The sequence below is a fragment of the Maribacter litoralis genome, assembly GCF_902506355.1.
Taxonomy (GTDB): Bacteria; Bacteroidota; Bacteroidia; order Flavobacteriales; family Flavobacteriaceae; genus Maribacter; species Maribacter litoralis.
In genome coordinates this window covers 823,738-838,738 of the sequence record NZ_LR733271.1, presented here as the reverse complement: position 1 = coordinate 838,738, position 15,001 = coordinate 823,738, and the positions used below count along the sequence as shown (strand labels likewise).

The 15,001-nt window shown below is 36.1% G+C and carries 11 protein-coding genes; 7 read left to right on the top strand and 4 right to left on the bottom strand.

All coding sequences use genetic code 11. The features are described from left to right. Positions 1 to 114 precede the first annotated feature (114 nt). The 4 genes from EXIGUO8A_RS03480 to EXIGUO8A_RS03465 all read left to right on the top strand — a co-directional run bounded on the left by EXIGUO8A_RS03480 (position 115) and on the right by EXIGUO8A_RS03465 (position 6,835). Complete coding sequence (locus EXIGUO8A_RS03480) at positions 115 to 1,092, top strand: pyruvate dehydrogenase complex E1 component subunit beta (RefSeq protein ID WP_159301938.1); 978 nt, start codon at positions 115 to 117, stop codon at positions 1,090 to 1,092. A 102-nt stretch (positions 1,093 to 1,194) separates the two neighbouring features. After that, positions 1,195 to 3,696, top strand: a complete 2,502-nt coding sequence (locus tag EXIGUO8A_RS03475) for a DUF5686 and carboxypeptidase-like regulatory domain-containing protein (protein WP_159301937.1) — start codon at positions 1,195 to 1,197, stop codon at positions 3,694 to 3,696. 74 nt (positions 3,697 to 3,770) lie between these two features. Further along, positions 3,771 to 4,298, top strand: coding sequence for an inorganic diphosphatase (locus tag EXIGUO8A_RS03470; protein WP_116770034.1), 528 nt, complete (start codon positions 3,771 to 3,773; stop codon positions 4,296 to 4,298). A gap of 113 nt (positions 4,299 to 4,411) precedes the next feature. Beyond that, positions 4,412 to 6,835 carry a sodium-translocating pyrophosphatase gene (locus tag EXIGUO8A_RS03465; RefSeq protein ID WP_159301936.1) on the top strand — a complete coding sequence of 808 codons (2,424 nt, stop codon included), beginning with the start codon at positions 4,412 to 4,414 and terminating at the stop codon, positions 6,833 to 6,835. 57 nt (positions 6,836 to 6,892) lie between these two features. On the opposite strand, the gene EXIGUO8A_RS03460 is transcribed toward EXIGUO8A_RS03465, so the two are convergent. Next, on the bottom strand, positions 6,893 to 7,597 hold the full coding sequence (locus EXIGUO8A_RS03460; protein ID WP_159301935.1) for an energy transducer TonB: 705 nt from the start codon (positions 7,595 to 7,597) through the stop codon (positions 6,893 to 6,895). 206 nt (positions 7,598 to 7,803) lie between these two features. On the opposite strand from EXIGUO8A_RS03460, the gene EXIGUO8A_RS03455 reads away from it, so the two are divergent. Beyond that, a complete protein-coding gene (locus EXIGUO8A_RS03455) occupies positions 7,804 to 8,832 on the top strand; it encodes an App1 family protein (protein ID WP_317164567.1) in 1,029 nt (342 codons plus the stop codon). Between the two features lie 2 nt (positions 8,833 to 8,834). Here EXIGUO8A_RS03455 and EXIGUO8A_RS03450 read toward each other — a convergent pair whose 3' ends face one another. Genes EXIGUO8A_RS03450 through EXIGUO8A_RS03440 form a run of 3 tightly spaced genes read right to left on the bottom strand, consistent with a single transcriptional unit; the run spans position 8,835 to position 11,033 of the window. Continuing rightward, the gene (locus EXIGUO8A_RS03450; protein WP_159301934.1) at positions 8,835 to 9,434 is read right to left on the bottom strand and encodes an aminotransferase class IV; all 600 of its coding nucleotides are present in this window, start codon (positions 9,432 to 9,434) and stop codon (positions 8,835 to 8,837) included. Next, the gene (locus EXIGUO8A_RS03445) at positions 9,418 to 10,392 is read right to left on the bottom strand and encodes an aminodeoxychorismate synthase component I (RefSeq protein WP_159301933.1); all 975 of its coding nucleotides are present in this window, start codon (positions 10,390 to 10,392) and stop codon (positions 9,418 to 9,420) included. The genes EXIGUO8A_RS03450 and EXIGUO8A_RS03445 overlap by 17 nt, the downstream gene beginning before the upstream one ends. 26 nt (positions 10,393 to 10,418) lie before the next feature. Further along, a complete protein-coding gene (locus EXIGUO8A_RS03440) occupies positions 10,419 to 11,033 on the bottom strand; it encodes a deoxynucleoside kinase (RefSeq protein ID WP_116770028.1) in 615 nt (204 codons plus the stop codon). Between the two features lie 193 nt (positions 11,034 to 11,226). On the opposite strand from EXIGUO8A_RS03440, the gene EXIGUO8A_RS03435 reads away from it, so the two are divergent. Further along, a complete protein-coding gene (locus EXIGUO8A_RS03435; protein ID WP_159301932.1) occupies positions 11,227 to 12,081 on the top strand; it encodes a GLPGLI family protein in 855 nt (284 codons plus the stop codon). Between the two features lie 38 nt (positions 12,082 to 12,119). Further along, the gene (locus EXIGUO8A_RS03430) at positions 12,120 to 14,801 is read left to right on the top strand and encodes a TonB-dependent receptor (protein WP_159301931.1); all 2,682 of its coding nucleotides are present in this window, start codon (positions 12,120 to 12,122) and stop codon (positions 14,799 to 14,801) included. The last annotated feature ends 200 nt before the right edge of the window (positions 14,802 to 15,001 follow it).

Here is a 15,001-nt window from a genome sequence, read left to right as displayed (position 1 = left end):
GCATGCATAGTAAATTTTATAACTTTTTTTAAATCTGGCATTCTATTTTTTGATATTATATTTCCTATTTTTGCTTGCTTTCTAGCATATAACTAAGAATAATTTTAACCATACATGAAAACACTACAATTTAGGCAAGCAATCGCCGAGGCCATGTCCGAAGAAATGAGGAGGGATGAATCTATCTATTTGATGGGTGAAGAAGTAGCGGAATATAATGGCGCATATAAGGCTTCCAAAGGTATGTTGGATGAGTTTGGCCCTAAAAGGGTTATTGATACTCCAATTTCCGAGCTTGGTTTTGCAGGTATAGGGGTTGGTTCTACCATGACGGGGAACAGACCTATTATAGAGTTCATGACCTTCAATTTTGCATTGGTAGGTATTGACCAGATAATCAACAATGCTGCTAAGATCAGACAAATGTCAGGTGGGCAATTTCCTTGTCCTATCGTATTTAGAGGTCCTACTGCTTCTGCAGGGCAATTGGCGGCAACGCATTCACAGGCTTTTGAGAGTTGGTATGCCAACTGTCCGGGGTTAAAGGTGGTAGTGCCATCTAACCCGGCCGATGCTAAAGGGTTGTTAAAAGCTGCAATTAGAGACGACGATCCGGTTATTTTTATGGAGTCTGAGCAAATGTACGGTGATAAGGGAGAGGTTCCGGAAGGAGAATATACCATTCCATTAGGTGTTGCTGACATTCGTAGAGAAGGAAAAGATGTGACCATAGTTTCATTTGGTAAGATCATTAAAGAAGCCGATAAAGCTGCAGATGAATTGGAAAAAGATGGTGTTAGCTGTGAAATTATAGATTTACGTACCGTTAAGCCATTGGATTATGAAGCTATCTTAAAATCTGTAAAGAAGACCAATAGATTGGTGATTTTAGAAGAGGCTTGGCCATTTGGTAATGTAGCTACAGAGGTTACTTATCATGTACAGGCACATGCATTTGATTATTTAGATGCTCCTATCGTTAAGATAAACACCGCAGATACACCTGCACCTTATTCTCCTGTATTGTTAGAGGAGTGGTTGCCAAACCATAAAGATGTAGTCAACGCTGTTAAAAAAGTTTTATACAAATAAGATACAGATATTGTAAAGTACCTTAGCTTCTCCGACCAAGTCTGGAGAAGCTTTTTTTATTGGTATGCTATTTGCTGAAAAAATAATTGAACGACCTATTTAATGAGAGGGATATTTTTTATAATCTTAAGTCTATGCTTTTTCCTAGTTCAGGGCCAGACCAAAATTGGTGGTATGGTTATAGACGAACAAGGTGAGCCTGTATCCTTTGCCAACGTATTCTTTAAAAATTCAACAGAAGGTACCATTACCAATGATGATGGTAGGTTTTACCTTGAGTCTGATAATGACTATAGTACGGTAATTGTTTCCTTTATCGGTTATATGGAATATGAACTTCAATTAGATTCTAAAGTTGTTTACGATCTAAAAATCACCATGATGGAGGCTGCTGAGCAGTTGAATGAGGTGGTACTAATTTCGGGGAAACAATCTAAAAAGAATAATCCGGCAGTAGATATCTTAAGAAAAATTTGGGCTAAAAAGCGCGAAAATGGAGTTAGACAGTTTGATCAATATGCTTTTGATAAATATGAAAAGGTAGAGTTCGACCTAAATACCATTGATAGCTCCTTAATAAAAAGCAAAGTATTTAAGGGACTAGAATTCGTTTTTCAAGACTTAGATACATCACGTATAACCGGTAAAACCTATTTGCCTATTTTCTTGAACGAAACATTTTCAAAAGTTTATGGAGATAATATAATCAATGAAGAAAAAGAAGATGTTTTAGGAAACAAGAACTCAGGTTTTGAGAACAATCAGGCAATTATTGCTTTTGTAAAAGATTTGTACCAAGAATATGATGTCTATAATAATTACTTAAAATTCTTTGATAAAAGTTTCACTAGTCCATTATCTCGAACAGGGGTAGATGTTTATAATTATGCGTTGCGCGATAGCGCATTTATAGATAATAAGTGGTGCTATAATATTGTTTATTACCCTCGTCGTAAAAATGAATTGACATTTAAGGGAGACTTTTGGGTTAATGATTCTACATGGGCGGTTAAAAATATCAACTTACAGGTTACTAAAAGTGCCAATATTAATTGGGTCAAGGAAATCTATATAGAACAAGATTTCGATGTGGTCAATGATTCTGTTTTTCTTTTGAAAAGAGATTATATGTTGAGCGATTTTAGTTTCAACAAAAAAGAAGAATCTAGAGGTCTTTATGGCAAAAGAACCACGGTTTATGATAACTATGAGTTCGATAAGCCAAGGCCTAGGGAGGTCTACAGAAAAGATAGAAATCCGTTAGATGTAACCCAAATTATCAAAGATGATGAGTTCTGGCAAAAAAATAGACTAGAGAGCTTGAACAAAGATGAGCAGGGAATTTACAAATTGCTCGATACTTTAAAGACCGTACCAAAGTTTAAGTCTTACTATAACGTGATCAGTATATTGGGTTCAGGTTATGTTGAAGTCGATAAATGGAATTTGGATCTTGGTTCGGTATACGATTTCTTTGGGTATAATAATGCCGAAGGCGCAAGAATTAGATTAGGTGCCAGAACCTATTTTGGTCAAAATGACTTATGGCGTATAGAAGGGTATACGGCATACGGATTCAAGGATAATAAGTTTAAACATGGGTTGGCGGGGAAAATGCTGTTGGATAAAAATAGCCGACTTATTGTTTCTGGTGGCAATAGGCGAGATATTGAACAATTAGGAGTGAGTTTAACGGCAACTAATGATGTTTTAGGGCGTAGCATAGCTTCGTCATCATTGTTAACGGTAGGGGCTAATAATAGGTTGACCAATATTAATCTTAGTGCATTAAGTTTTGAAATAGAACCTTTGACAAATTTAAAGTTTTCTGTAGGTGGTACATTTAGAACCCTAAGTTCTGCTTTGCCAAATGATTTTAGTTTAGATTATGTTGATCCAGGGTCACCAACTGGGGTCTCATCCGAGATTCGTCAGTTCGATTTTAATGCACTTTTGTTATATACCCCTGGCAAAAAGACCATTGGTTTTGGTGTAGAACGTAGAGATGTTAATGATACCTATAGTACTATCCTGTTAAATTACACCAAAGGATCAAAAGGTATTATGGATAGTGATTTTGACTACAGTAAACTTCAGTTTTCATACAGTCAGCCATGGCAATTGGGCGGGTTCGGTAGGTTGCTAAGTACCGTAGAGCTAGGTAAAACTTTTGGAGAAGTACCTTTAGGTCTGTTGAGCGTGGTGCCGGGTAACCAAACTTTTTTCTCAAATTACGGTACATTTCCAAATTTAGATTTCTATGAATTTGTGACCGATACCTATGCTGCAGTACATTTGCAACATAATTTTAATGGTAGGTTCTTTTCAAGGATTCCATTTCTAAGAAAATTTAATTTAAGGGAATTAATTGCGGTACGTGGAGTTTGGGGAGATTTGTCTGATGAGAATATAGCATTGAGTGCACCGGCTACGATGAATACACCGTTAAGGGCGCCTTCAGAAAAAATATATTATGAGTATTCCTTTGGAATTGGAAACATTTTCAAAGTATTTAGATTAGATTTCAATTTTAGGGGAAACTATTTAGAAAATCCAGATGCTAGAAAGTTTGGGGTAACAGGAACTTTTGGATTTGTCTTTTAATTCGATTAATTTTTACAATTATAACAACTAAGCAGCGTTTCAATACAAACAAATAAATTAAACAACTTTTAAATATGGCTACAGAAAAAGGACTAACCTTTGATGTTTTAATAGAAATTCCGAAAGGAAGTAGAAATAAATACGAATACGATTTTGATTTACATAAAATTCGTTTTGATCGTATGTTATTTTCTTCAATGATGTATCCTGGAGATTATGGTTTTATACCAGAAACCTTGGCATTAGATAAAGATCCGTTAGATGTTTTGGTGATGGGTACAGAGCCTGTTTACCCAATGACGGTTATGGAGGTAAAACCAATAGGTGTTTTCCATATGACAGATGAAAAAGGACCGGATGAAAAAATTATTTGTGTGCCGGTTTCTGATCCAATTTGGAGTAACAATAACGATATCAGTGACTTAAATCCACATAGATTAAAAGAAATAGAGCATTTCTTTCAGGTTTATAAAGATTTAGAGGAGAAAAAAGTGGACACTGGTGGATGGAGTAATGCTGAAAAAGCAATTGAAATTTACCACGAATGTGTTGAACGATATGATAAAAGCGAGCACAAGGCAAAGCGAACTTTTATGATATAAATAAAAATTCACTCCGTTTAAGCCACTTTTCTTAAAGAAAAGTGGCTTTTTTTATTCTATTCTAATTTACTACATTAGTCGGATAAATTTTCTAACAACTAACAACAGATTAAATGGAGTCAACAATGATTTACATGCCAATTCTTATGGCAGTATTAGGCCTAATTTACATGGGCATTAAAAGATCTTGGGTATTGAAACAACATGCCGGAGATGGAAAAATGAAAGAAATATCAGATTATATCTATGAAGGCGCTCTTGCTTTTTTAAGTGCAGAGTATAAGCTTTTGTCAATATTCGTAGTCGTAGTAAGTATTTTACTTGCTATCGTTTCTTTTATAGTGCCTACCACACATTGGCTAATTGTGATTTCCTTTATTTTTGGAGCAATATTTTCTGCTTATGCAGGAAATATCGGAATGAAAATAGCAACAAAAACCAATGTACGAACAACTCAAGCAGCGCGTACAAGTTTACCTAATGCCTTAAAAATATCTTTTGGCGGTGGTACGGTTATGGGTCTTGGTGTTGCAGGTTTGGCCGTATTGGGGCTCACAATTTTCTTTATCGCATTTTTTCAGTTTTTTATGGAAGGCGTCTGGACGTCAACAATGGATATGACCATTGTATTGGAGACATTGGCAGGCTTTTCATTAGGTGCGGAATCTATCGCTCTTTTTGCCCGTGTAGGCGGTGGTATTTATACCAAGGCTGCTGACGTAGGTGCAGATTTGGTAGGTAAGGTAGAAGCCGGTATACCTGAAGATGATCCTCGTAATCCTGCTACAATTGCAGATAATGTGGGTGATAATGTAGGTGATGTTGCAGGTATGGGAGCCGATTTGTTTGGGTCTTATGTTGCTACCGTTCTAGCGGCAATGGTTCTGGGTAATTATGTGATTAAAGATATGGGCGGAAGTATTTCTGATGCCTTTGGTGGTATTGGACCAATTCTGTTGCCAATGGCAATCGCTGGTGCAGGTATAATTATATCTATTATAGGTACAATGCTTGTTAAAATTAAAAATAACGAAGCAAAAGAAGCCCAAGTAATGGGGGCTTTGAATATTGGAAATTGGACATCCATTGTGCTAGTTGCCATTTCTTGTTTTGTTTTGGTTACATGGATGTTGCCCGAAACTATGAAAATGGAATTCTTTGGTGAAGGGTTAATGGAAATATCATCAATGCGCGTATTCTATGCTACCTTGGTAGGTTTGGTTGTAGGTGCGGTAATTTCATCGGTAACGGAGTATTACACAGGTTTAGGTAAATCACCGATCTTAAAAATAGTACAACAGTCAAGTACCGGTGCCGGTACGAATATTATTGCTGGTTTGGCTACCGGAATGATATCTACTTTTCCGTCTGTTCTATTGTTTGCAGGTGCCATTTGGGCATCTTATGCCTTTGCGGGATTTTACGGTGTAGCTTTGGCCGCCTCGGCTATGATGGCTACTACAGCTATGCAGTTGGCAATTGATGCTTTTGGACCAATATCCGATAATGCAGGTGGTATTGCTGAAATGAGTGAGCAGGAACCTATTGTAAGGGAAAGAACCGATATTTTAGATTCAGTGGGTAATACTACTGCGGCAACAGGTAAAGGTTTTGCTATTGCATCTGCAGCATTGACATCTTTGGCTCTTTTTGCGGCTTATGTGACCTTTACTGGAATTGATGGGATAAATATCTTTAAAGCACCGGTATTGGCAATGCTTTTTGTTGGTGGTATGGTACCAGTAGTATTCTCTGCCTTGGCTATGAATGCTGTGGGTAAAGCGGCTATGGAAATGGTTCATGAGGTTAGAAGGCAGTTTAAGGCTATTCCAGGTATTATGGAAGGTACGGGTAAACCAGAGTATGATAAATGTGTAGCGATTTCTACACAAGCCTCACTTAAAGAAATGATGTTGCCAGGTTTATTGACCATTGGTTTTCCTTTGGTTATAGCTTTCGCTCCATTATTGTTCGGTATGAATAAATTGGCTATTGCAGAAATGTTAGGTGGTTATATGGCCGGTGTAACAGTATCTGGTGTGTTATGGGCAATTTTTCAGAACAATGCCGGTGGCGCTTGGGATAATGCCAAAAAATCATTTGAAGCGGGCGTGGAAATTAATGGTGAAATGACCTATAAAGGTTCAGAGGCACACAAAGCTGCTGTAACCGGTGATACTGTTGGAGATCCATTTAAGGATACTTCAGGACCTTCGATGAATATTCTTATTAAACTGACTTGTTTGATCGGCTTGGTAATTGCACCAATTTTAGGTGGTCATGCTGAAGAAGGTGTTACATCATTGAATGATACAAAAGAAGTTACCATAGAAATGAATATGGAAAACGAAGATATGGCGGAAGCTATTGTTACCTATTCTACTATTGTCAACGGAGCGTCTGTGACGGAAGAGAAGATTTATAAAGGAACAAAGACAGAGGTTGAAGCGCAGCTGAAAGAGTTTGAAAAAGCTACCATTGAAAAGAATGGTACCGCTTCTGAAATTACGATAGAAAAAGTGGAGATTAATAAATAAATTGATAATTCTTAGAATAAAACCATCAGCCAAGCTGATGGTTTTATCGTTTAATACTTATTGTAATTTAAATGTAATAGGTATTGCGAAAGATACTTTTACCGGCGTACCTCTTTGTTTGCCAGGAGTCATTTTTGGCAGTTTAGATAAGATTCTTACTGCTTCTTTTTCTAGTACATCGTGCGGACCTCTTTTTTGAATGGTGCCGATGCTACCATCGTTGTTAATCATGAACTGAGTATTTACTCTACCTTGAATGTTCATTTCTTGAGCTAATTCTGGGTAACGAAAGTTTTTACGAATGTGCTTTTGCATCATTTCGTTAAAGCAGGTACGTTTGTCTTCTGCATTTTCACAACCAGGAAATATAGGAACCTCTTCAATGCTTATCCAATTTACTTTAACTTCTACGGGCTCTTCTATAACTTCAAAATCATCGGGATCTACTATTTCGGTTTCATAATCTACTTCACTGGTAATAACTTCTGTTTCATCTATTAGAATTTCGTCTTCAACTATTTCTATTTCTACAGGTAAAACTTGTGGTTTTGGTGGTGGGGTAGCTTCCAACTCAAAAATAGGAGCATCTTCATCAATAGAATCGTCAACCTTGTTTAAAGCTACATCTATAGTGTTGATAGGATCAAGTGTTCTCCATTCTAAGGCGGTGTATACCATGGCTAGCACTAATAAGAGTCCTATTACGAAGAATGTTCCGCTTTTTTTGTTCAGGTCTTTCTGTGGATTTTTTTTTGGTGTCATACTGTTTTAATTTAGACTTGCATACACAAGTTGGGTTATTATTTTTTTGTCTATCTAAATCTATGGTAAGAGCGACAGGTATAAAAAGAGTAATGAGTCAACCCTGGTTTTGAGTGAGTAAAGTGCACTTGAGTTTGTAATACAAACAGAGAATTGTAGTTTATAATTCGTGCATATGATAATTCTTTAAATAAATATTTTAAAGATTGTTGAAAGACCGTAATTTTAACGACATGGGTATTTTTAAGAAAGATAAACTTCAAATCATCAATTTTCAGTCGTACGGTAGTGCTACACGGTTGTATGTAAGGGGTAGGGCAATTGAAGATGAAAATATCGATTTGGACCAAAAAGGTATTTTTAATTTAATGAAGAATACCTGGAAACGTTTTGAGACCGATGAAATTAAAAATGCTCCTATAAAAATCACTTTTTCTAATGGTGAAACCGTAGAAGGTGTAACCGATAATGACGGATATTATTTAATAGACGAAAACATAGCCGGACTCCAAAATTTGGCAAACGAAGAGGGTTGGGTCAAGTTTGAGCTATCTTTTGGCAATACAAAATTAAAAAGGGAAATTCTTTTGCAGAACAGATTTCCGGGTGAAATGCTGATACCCGGTGATAATGCTAAGTTCGGAGTAATCAGTGATATAGATGATACAATTTTGCATACAGGTGTGGTTTCCTCTTTAAAGTGGAAGGTTATTATAAACACCATGTTTAAAAGGGCTACAAAGCGTTCTCAATTAGAAGGGGCATCAGATTTTTATACAAAGCTTCATATGGGTAAATCTGGTGATGAGGCCAATCCTATATTTTATGTTAGTCATAGCCCTTGGAACTTGTACAGGTATTTGGAGCTCTTTTTAAAAACCAACAATTTTCCTAAAGGTCCAGTATTGTTACGAAGCATGGCGAGTTTTAAAATGCGAAAAAAGAGTGATGAAAAACCGCAGAAACAGAAAGAGATAAGTAATTTATTAACGGCTTATCCAGAGTTGCCGTTTATTTTAATTGGCGATAGCGGTGAAAAAGACGGCGATATCTATCAAGAAATTTCGACTTTGTTTCCAGGAAGAATAAAGGCAATTTATTTACGAAGTGTAAATCACTCCAAACGTATGGCTCGTATAGAAAACCTTTTTGCCGATTTTAAGGATATACCTTTTTTAATGGTCAATAAAACAGAGGAAGCTATAGAGCACGCCAAGAAAAACGGATTTATATAACCCTAGCGATGTATATTCTTAATTGAAATCCACCTGGTATCGTCAAAATCATTTAAGGCGTTAATCAATTGAAAGCTTTCGAATTGTTGCAGGTCGGCTTCGGTTATTCTTTTTTCGGTAACCTTATTTTCATCTAATAATCTAGCTCTGCACGTACCTTCTAGTAATGGGGTGGAAGGTGTTACAATATGCTTGCCATCAGTAAGCAGTATGTTAGAATAAGTGGCGTCGGTTATAAATCCGTTCTTAACGATCAAAACATCATCGCAATGACCGCGTTGTTTAAAGAGGTTGTTTAATTTTTTGCGATTGTTTCTCTTAACCGCATACGAAATGGTATCGTCGTTAACCAATTGCAGTGAGGTCGGTATACTATTTTCGTATTCAGAAATAGAGAAACGGGTACCATGTTGTTTGTACCCAATTCGCAATTTGTATTTTAATGCCTTGTCTAGATTGGTAAGGTGTATGCCGTCAAATAAGGAATAGGTAGGATGGGTTTTATATTGTTGCATGTAAGAAGCTCTAAATCTAGCCTCGTGATATTGTTCGTTTTTAATTTGACTATTTTCTATACAAACAGATTCAAATAATGGGTACATATATTTTTTCTAAAAGTTCTTGATATTCCTCTTCCATCTCGCTGAGGTGGGTAATGCCACCGCCACTTTTGTAAAAAAGCGTATCGTTAATTTTTTCAATAAACCGAATGCTAACTGCACTGTCTATTTGTTGTCCATCAAAAACACCAAAAATACCTGTGTAAAAACCACGTGGTGCAATTTCTGCCTTTGAAATAATTTCCAAAGTTTTCTTTTTAGGAGCTCCGCTTATGGATCCTGCGGGTAATGTTTTTAATAGTAATGAGGCAAATTCGTTCTTCCAGTTTTCTGGAAGTTCTCCTTGTATTTCAGTACTGGTCTGTAGTAATTCTTGATCTCCTTTTTTAATTTTATCTACGTATCTAAATTTATTAACTCTAACCTTTTTTGCAATCATAGAAAGATCATTTCGAATAAGGTCTACAATGGTATTATGTTCATACAATTCTTTTTTATTGGAAAGTAATAACTCCTCCGCATTGGGTACATTACTATTGATCGTACCCTTCATTGGGTAAGAAAAAATGTTTCCGTCCTTTATCTTAAGATAGCATTCCGGTGAAAAAATAACAAATTTATCTTTATATAAAAGCTTGTATGGGGCATATGCTTTTTTGTAAATCTCATCTAATTTCACGGTTGTATCTAGTGCCGTAGGAAATGTAAGGTTTAACAAAAAACTATTACCTGTGTTTAGTTCATGCTTTACTGTTGAAAACGCTTGCTTGTAAATTTCTTTGGAAACCAACGTTGGTCTCAGGTCAAAATCTGAGTTTTCAAATGATGCCGAAGGTAGTTCTTTATCATTGCCATTACCCTTTATATTGAAAAAGATATTTTCTCTTGCGGCTTCATCAAATGTAAAAACCTGTTTTGTTGTGGCATCAAAATCTATAATAAACAAAAAGGGAACTCCATCTTGAAGAAAGCGTGTAACTTTATTTTCAAAATCTTCCAATGGTTTCGGGTTTTGCAAAAGTGAACCTAAAATAAACCGTTAATTTGGGCGTCAATTTTATTGAGAATAGTACCAAGGTCTTCGGGGTTGTCCACAAAATCTAAATCGTCAACATCAATAATCAACAAGTTGCCTTTATTGTAACCATGTATCCAAGCTTCATAACGTTCGTTCAATCTGCTTAAATAATCTATTGAAATTGTGTTTTCATATTCCCTACCTCTTTTATGAATTTGTTTCACTAAGTTAGGTATAGAGCTACGTAAGTAAATAAGTAGGTCTGGCGGGTCGACCAAGCTCTCCATCAAATCAAATAAACTAGTGTAGTTTTGAAAATCCCTATTCGTCATAAGACCCATGGCATGTAGGTTGGGAGCGAATATATGAGCATCTTCATAAATAGTTCTATCCTGTATAATTTCTTTCCCGCTTTCTTTTATCTGAAGAATTTGGCGGTACCTGCTATTTAAAAAGTAAATCTGAAGATTAAAACTCCAGCGTTCCATCTGATTGTAAAAGTCATCTAAATATGGGTTCTCCACTACATCTTCAAAATGCGCTTCCCAATTATAATGTTTTGCAAGTAATCTGGTTAGGGTCGTTTTTCCTGCACCGATATTTCCGGCAACTGCTATGTGCATAGAATTAAATTGATTAATGGTTGTGTTCTTGTTTCCAAGAAGAATTCGATGGTACAAGATACGAGATAACAACAGGAAGTAAAAACATATTTGTTGTATGGCGTAAAAAAAATACAAGCAATGTATTTATTAACATTTTTCAATTAAACCAAAAGCGAATAATGATGTCATACAAACATTCTAATACGTACACATGAAGATATATAAGTGGTTTTTAAGTTTTATAGTCGTTTGCACGGTCGCTAATCTGCAAGCACAAGATTTTCAAGGTAAGGCAACATACCAGAGTAAAACTCAGGTCAATTTCGATTTTGGCAATAGAAATATTCCCGAAGATCGAAAAAAGCAAATGATGGAACGTATTAAAAAAGCAAACGAAAAGACGTTCGTTCTTAATTTCAATCAAACCGCATCTTTATATAAAGAGGAAGAAAAGTTAGAACAGCCAGGTGAAAGAGGAGGTGGTCGTGGTCCAAGATTTGGAACTATGACGGGTACAGATGGCGATTTGTATAAAAATATAAAAGACCAGAGATATTTGGTGAAAACCGAGCTTTTAGGCAAAATTTTCTTGATCGATGATGCGTTGGAAACCTTAGAGTGGAAAATGGGTAGCGAGTCTAAACAAATAGGAAATTATACTGCATTTAAGGCGACGGCAACAAAGACTATTAAGAGACCGAACATGAGTGCTGTTTTCAGAAGACCTGGTAGAGGGGAAGAAAATAAAGAAGAGGAAAAAGCAGAAGAATTCACTGTTAAAGAGGTAGAGATTGTGGCATGGTACACACCTGAAATCCCTATAAATCAAGGTCCTGGTCTGTATTGGGGTTTGCCAGGTTTAATTTTGGCGGTAAACGATGATGTTACCACAATTGTGTGTTCTGAAATAACGATGAATCCTTCCGAGAAAATGGAAATTAAAGCACCAAGTAAAGGCAAGAAGGTAACACAAGCGGAGTATGATGAGATCTCTCAAGAGAAGATGAAAGAAATGAGAGAGAATTTTAGGAATAGAGGTGGCCGTGGAGGCGGTAGACCAAATTAAAAAAGTGCTTTTAATACATTACTATTTACAGCTATTACATGAGAAATAAAGTGCTTTTAACATTATTGTGTGTGGTAACTACTACAGTTGTCTTTGCACAGGAAATTACATTATCTGGTACAGTGAAGGACAGTTTAGGGGTCGGTGTAGACATGGCTAACGTAATTGCCATTAACACTACTACACAAGGTTTGGAATCTTACGGGATTACGAACCATGCCGGTCTATTTAAATTGAAGTTGAAAACAGGTGAGCAATACACGGTAAAAGTTAGCTATCTGGGCTTTAAGCCAGAGTCTTTTACTTTTACGGCGGGTGAGAATAATGCGGTGAAAGATATTGTAATGCATGAGCAGGCGGCACAATTAGATGAGGTGGATGTTACGTACGAAATGCCGGTTTCTGTAAAGGGGGATACTATAGTGTACGATACCGATGCCTTTGTGTCGGGTACCGAAAAAAAGTTAAAAGATGTGTTGGAAAATCTTCCTGGAATTGAAATTAACGATGACGGACAAATAGAGGTCGAAGGTAAAACGGTTACCAAGGTTATGGTCGAGGGAAAAGATTTTTTCGATGGCGATAGTAAGCTGGCGGTAGAAAATATACCGGCAAATGCATTAAGTAAAGTGGAGGTGTTGCGAAATTTCAATGAGGTGTCGCAAATGAAAGGACTTACCAATGATGAAGATAACGTGGCTTTGAATATTAAGCTGAAAGAAGGAAAAAAGAATTTTTGGTTTGGAGAGTTAACGGCAGGTTATGGACCTGATGATAGATATTTGGCACACCCAAAACTATTTTATTACAGTCCTAAGTACAGCATAAATATCATTACCGACCTAAATAACATAGGTGAAGTGCCCTTTACCCGTAATGATTACAGAAATTTCACAGGTGGTTTTAGAAACTTAAATTCTAGGGGAGGCAGTTCTATTTCTACGGGAGCAGATGGTTTAGGGCTATCCTCTTCGCAGAATAATAGGGCAAACGATATCGACACCAAGTTTGCCGCGGCTAATTTTAGTTATGCCCCTATGGAAGGGTTGGATCTAAGTGGCTTTGGTATTTATTCATATACCGGAACAATTTTAAAATCTGAAGGCACAACATCTTACATTGCCAGTAACGATGTAGAAAGTACTACCTCGAATACAGACCAAACAATACATTTAGGTCTCGCTAAATTAAGTGCCAAATACCAACCTAACGATAATTTTCAATTAGATTATGATGCCCTTTTAAAGCAATCTGACGATAATGAAGAAGTGAACGTACTTTCTATTTCTTCTATTACAGATGAGATAGCAGAGGTTAAAAAACAGAAACCATTATCCGTAAATCAAAACCTGAACATATATTATACGTTAAATGATAAGAATATTTTTGCGGTTGAGGCACAATACTTATATCAAGATGAAGATCCATTTTATGAAGCGATAAGAAATGAGTTTGCCTTTATCGATATTTTTCCGGTAGATGAGGATCAAGATTTGTACAATATTAACCAGGCAAAGAAAGTAGTGACCAATAAGGTAGATGCAAAAGTGGATTATTACAGGGTACTTGGTGATAAAAGTAATATAAACTTGACTTTGGGTACAACACAGAGTAACCAAAACTTCAATTCTAATATATTTCAGATTTTAGATAATGAAGATGTTTTAAATATGAGTGGAGATGAATTTGGTAACGACGTTCCCTTTCATGTTTCAGATGTTTATGCAGGGCTGCATTATAAAGTTATATCTGGAATTTTTACATTTAATCCTGGGGTAACCTTACATCAGTTCAATGTTAAGAATGAGCAATTGGGTTCGGTAGTTGAAGATAATTTAACATCGTTGTTGCCAGATGTCTATATAAATGCACAGCTTAAAAAATCTGAAAACCTTCGCTTTAACTATCAGGTAACGCGTTCTTTTACAGATGTCAGCAATTTTGCACAGGGTTATGTACTTAATAATTATAACTCGCTTTACAATGGAAACCGTGATTTAGAAAGTGCCTTGAATCATAATGTATCTTTGAATTTTTTCAGCTTTAACATGTTCAATTTCACCAATATTTTTGCGAACGTGGCGTATACAAAAAGAATAGATGCATTAAAAAGTGGTGTAAATATTGTTGGTATCAATAGGGTGAGTAGTACCATCAATTCTAATTTTGATGATGAGTCTTTAACGGCAAACGGAAAATACGAGCGTACTTTCGGTAAGATCAAGGCATCGGTACAAGGTAATTTAAGCTGGTCTACGACCAATAACCTAGTAGATGATGAGCAAAGCACATCGAATTCATTAACGCAAAATTACACGGGGGCACTTTCCACGAATTTTAAAAATGCACCTAATTTAGAATTGGGGTATAGGTATACGGTGAACAATTATGAAAATGGAGGTTTAGAAACTACATTTTACACCAGCAGACCTTACGCTCGTTTTGATGCGAGTTTTTTAAAGAACTTTATTTTTACGGTAGATTATGATTATTATAATTACACTGATAAGGAAGATACCATAACCAATACCTATAGTTTTTTGGAATCTAATTTAACCTACCAAAAGAAAGATAGTCGGTGGGAATATGGTATAAAGGGAACGAATTTATTGAATACGACGACCTTAAATAGAGATAGTACCAACGAACTCTATTTTAGTACCCAAGCCTATTTTGTGCAACCACGTTATGTGCTGTTCTCCGTAAAATATGATATCTAATTATCTGGCTATCATTCTTGGTGACTTATAATAATTTTAAATGGGTCAATAAATAACATCATATTAAGATACGGAACAGAACATTTTTTCTATTTTTGCAGCTGAATTAAAATAAAGAGGAGGGATTTGACTGATTGCAACCTCTGTTTTAACCTTTAGGTATAAAACGAAAAAAATGCTAAAGCAGTTGATGTTGGTAC

Coding starts and splice junctions, on each gene's coding strand:
- EXIGUO8A_RS03475 (WP_159301937.1), top strand. CDS start 1,195: ATGAGAGGGATATTTTTTATAATCTTAAGTCTATGCTTTTTCCTAGTT.
- EXIGUO8A_RS03435 (WP_159301932.1), top strand. CDS start 11,227: ATGAAGATATATAAGTGGTTTTTAAGTTTTATAGTCGTTTGCACGGTC.
- EXIGUO8A_RS03460 (WP_159301935.1), bottom strand. CDS start 7,597: ATGACACCAAAAAAAAATCCACAGAAAGACCTGAACAAAAAAAGCGGA.
- EXIGUO8A_RS03470 (WP_116770034.1), top strand. CDS start 3,771: ATGGCTACAGAAAAAGGACTAACCTTTGATGTTTTAATAGAAATTCCG.
- EXIGUO8A_RS03480 (WP_159301938.1), top strand. CDS start 115: ATGAAAACACTACAATTTAGGCAAGCAATCGCCGAGGCCATGTCCGAA.
- EXIGUO8A_RS03465 (WP_159301936.1), top strand. CDS start 4,412: ATGGAGTCAACAATGATTTACATGCCAATTCTTATGGCAGTATTAGGC.
- EXIGUO8A_RS03430 (WP_159301931.1), top strand. CDS start 12,120: ATGAGAAATAAAGTGCTTTTAACATTATTGTGTGTGGTAACTACTACA.
- EXIGUO8A_RS03440 (WP_116770028.1), bottom strand. CDS start 11,033: ATGCACATAGCAGTTGCCGGAAATATCGGTGCAGGAAAAACGACCCTA.
- EXIGUO8A_RS03450 (WP_159301934.1), bottom strand. CDS start 9,434: ATGTACCCATTATTTGAATCTGTTTGTATAGAAAATAGTCAAATTAAA.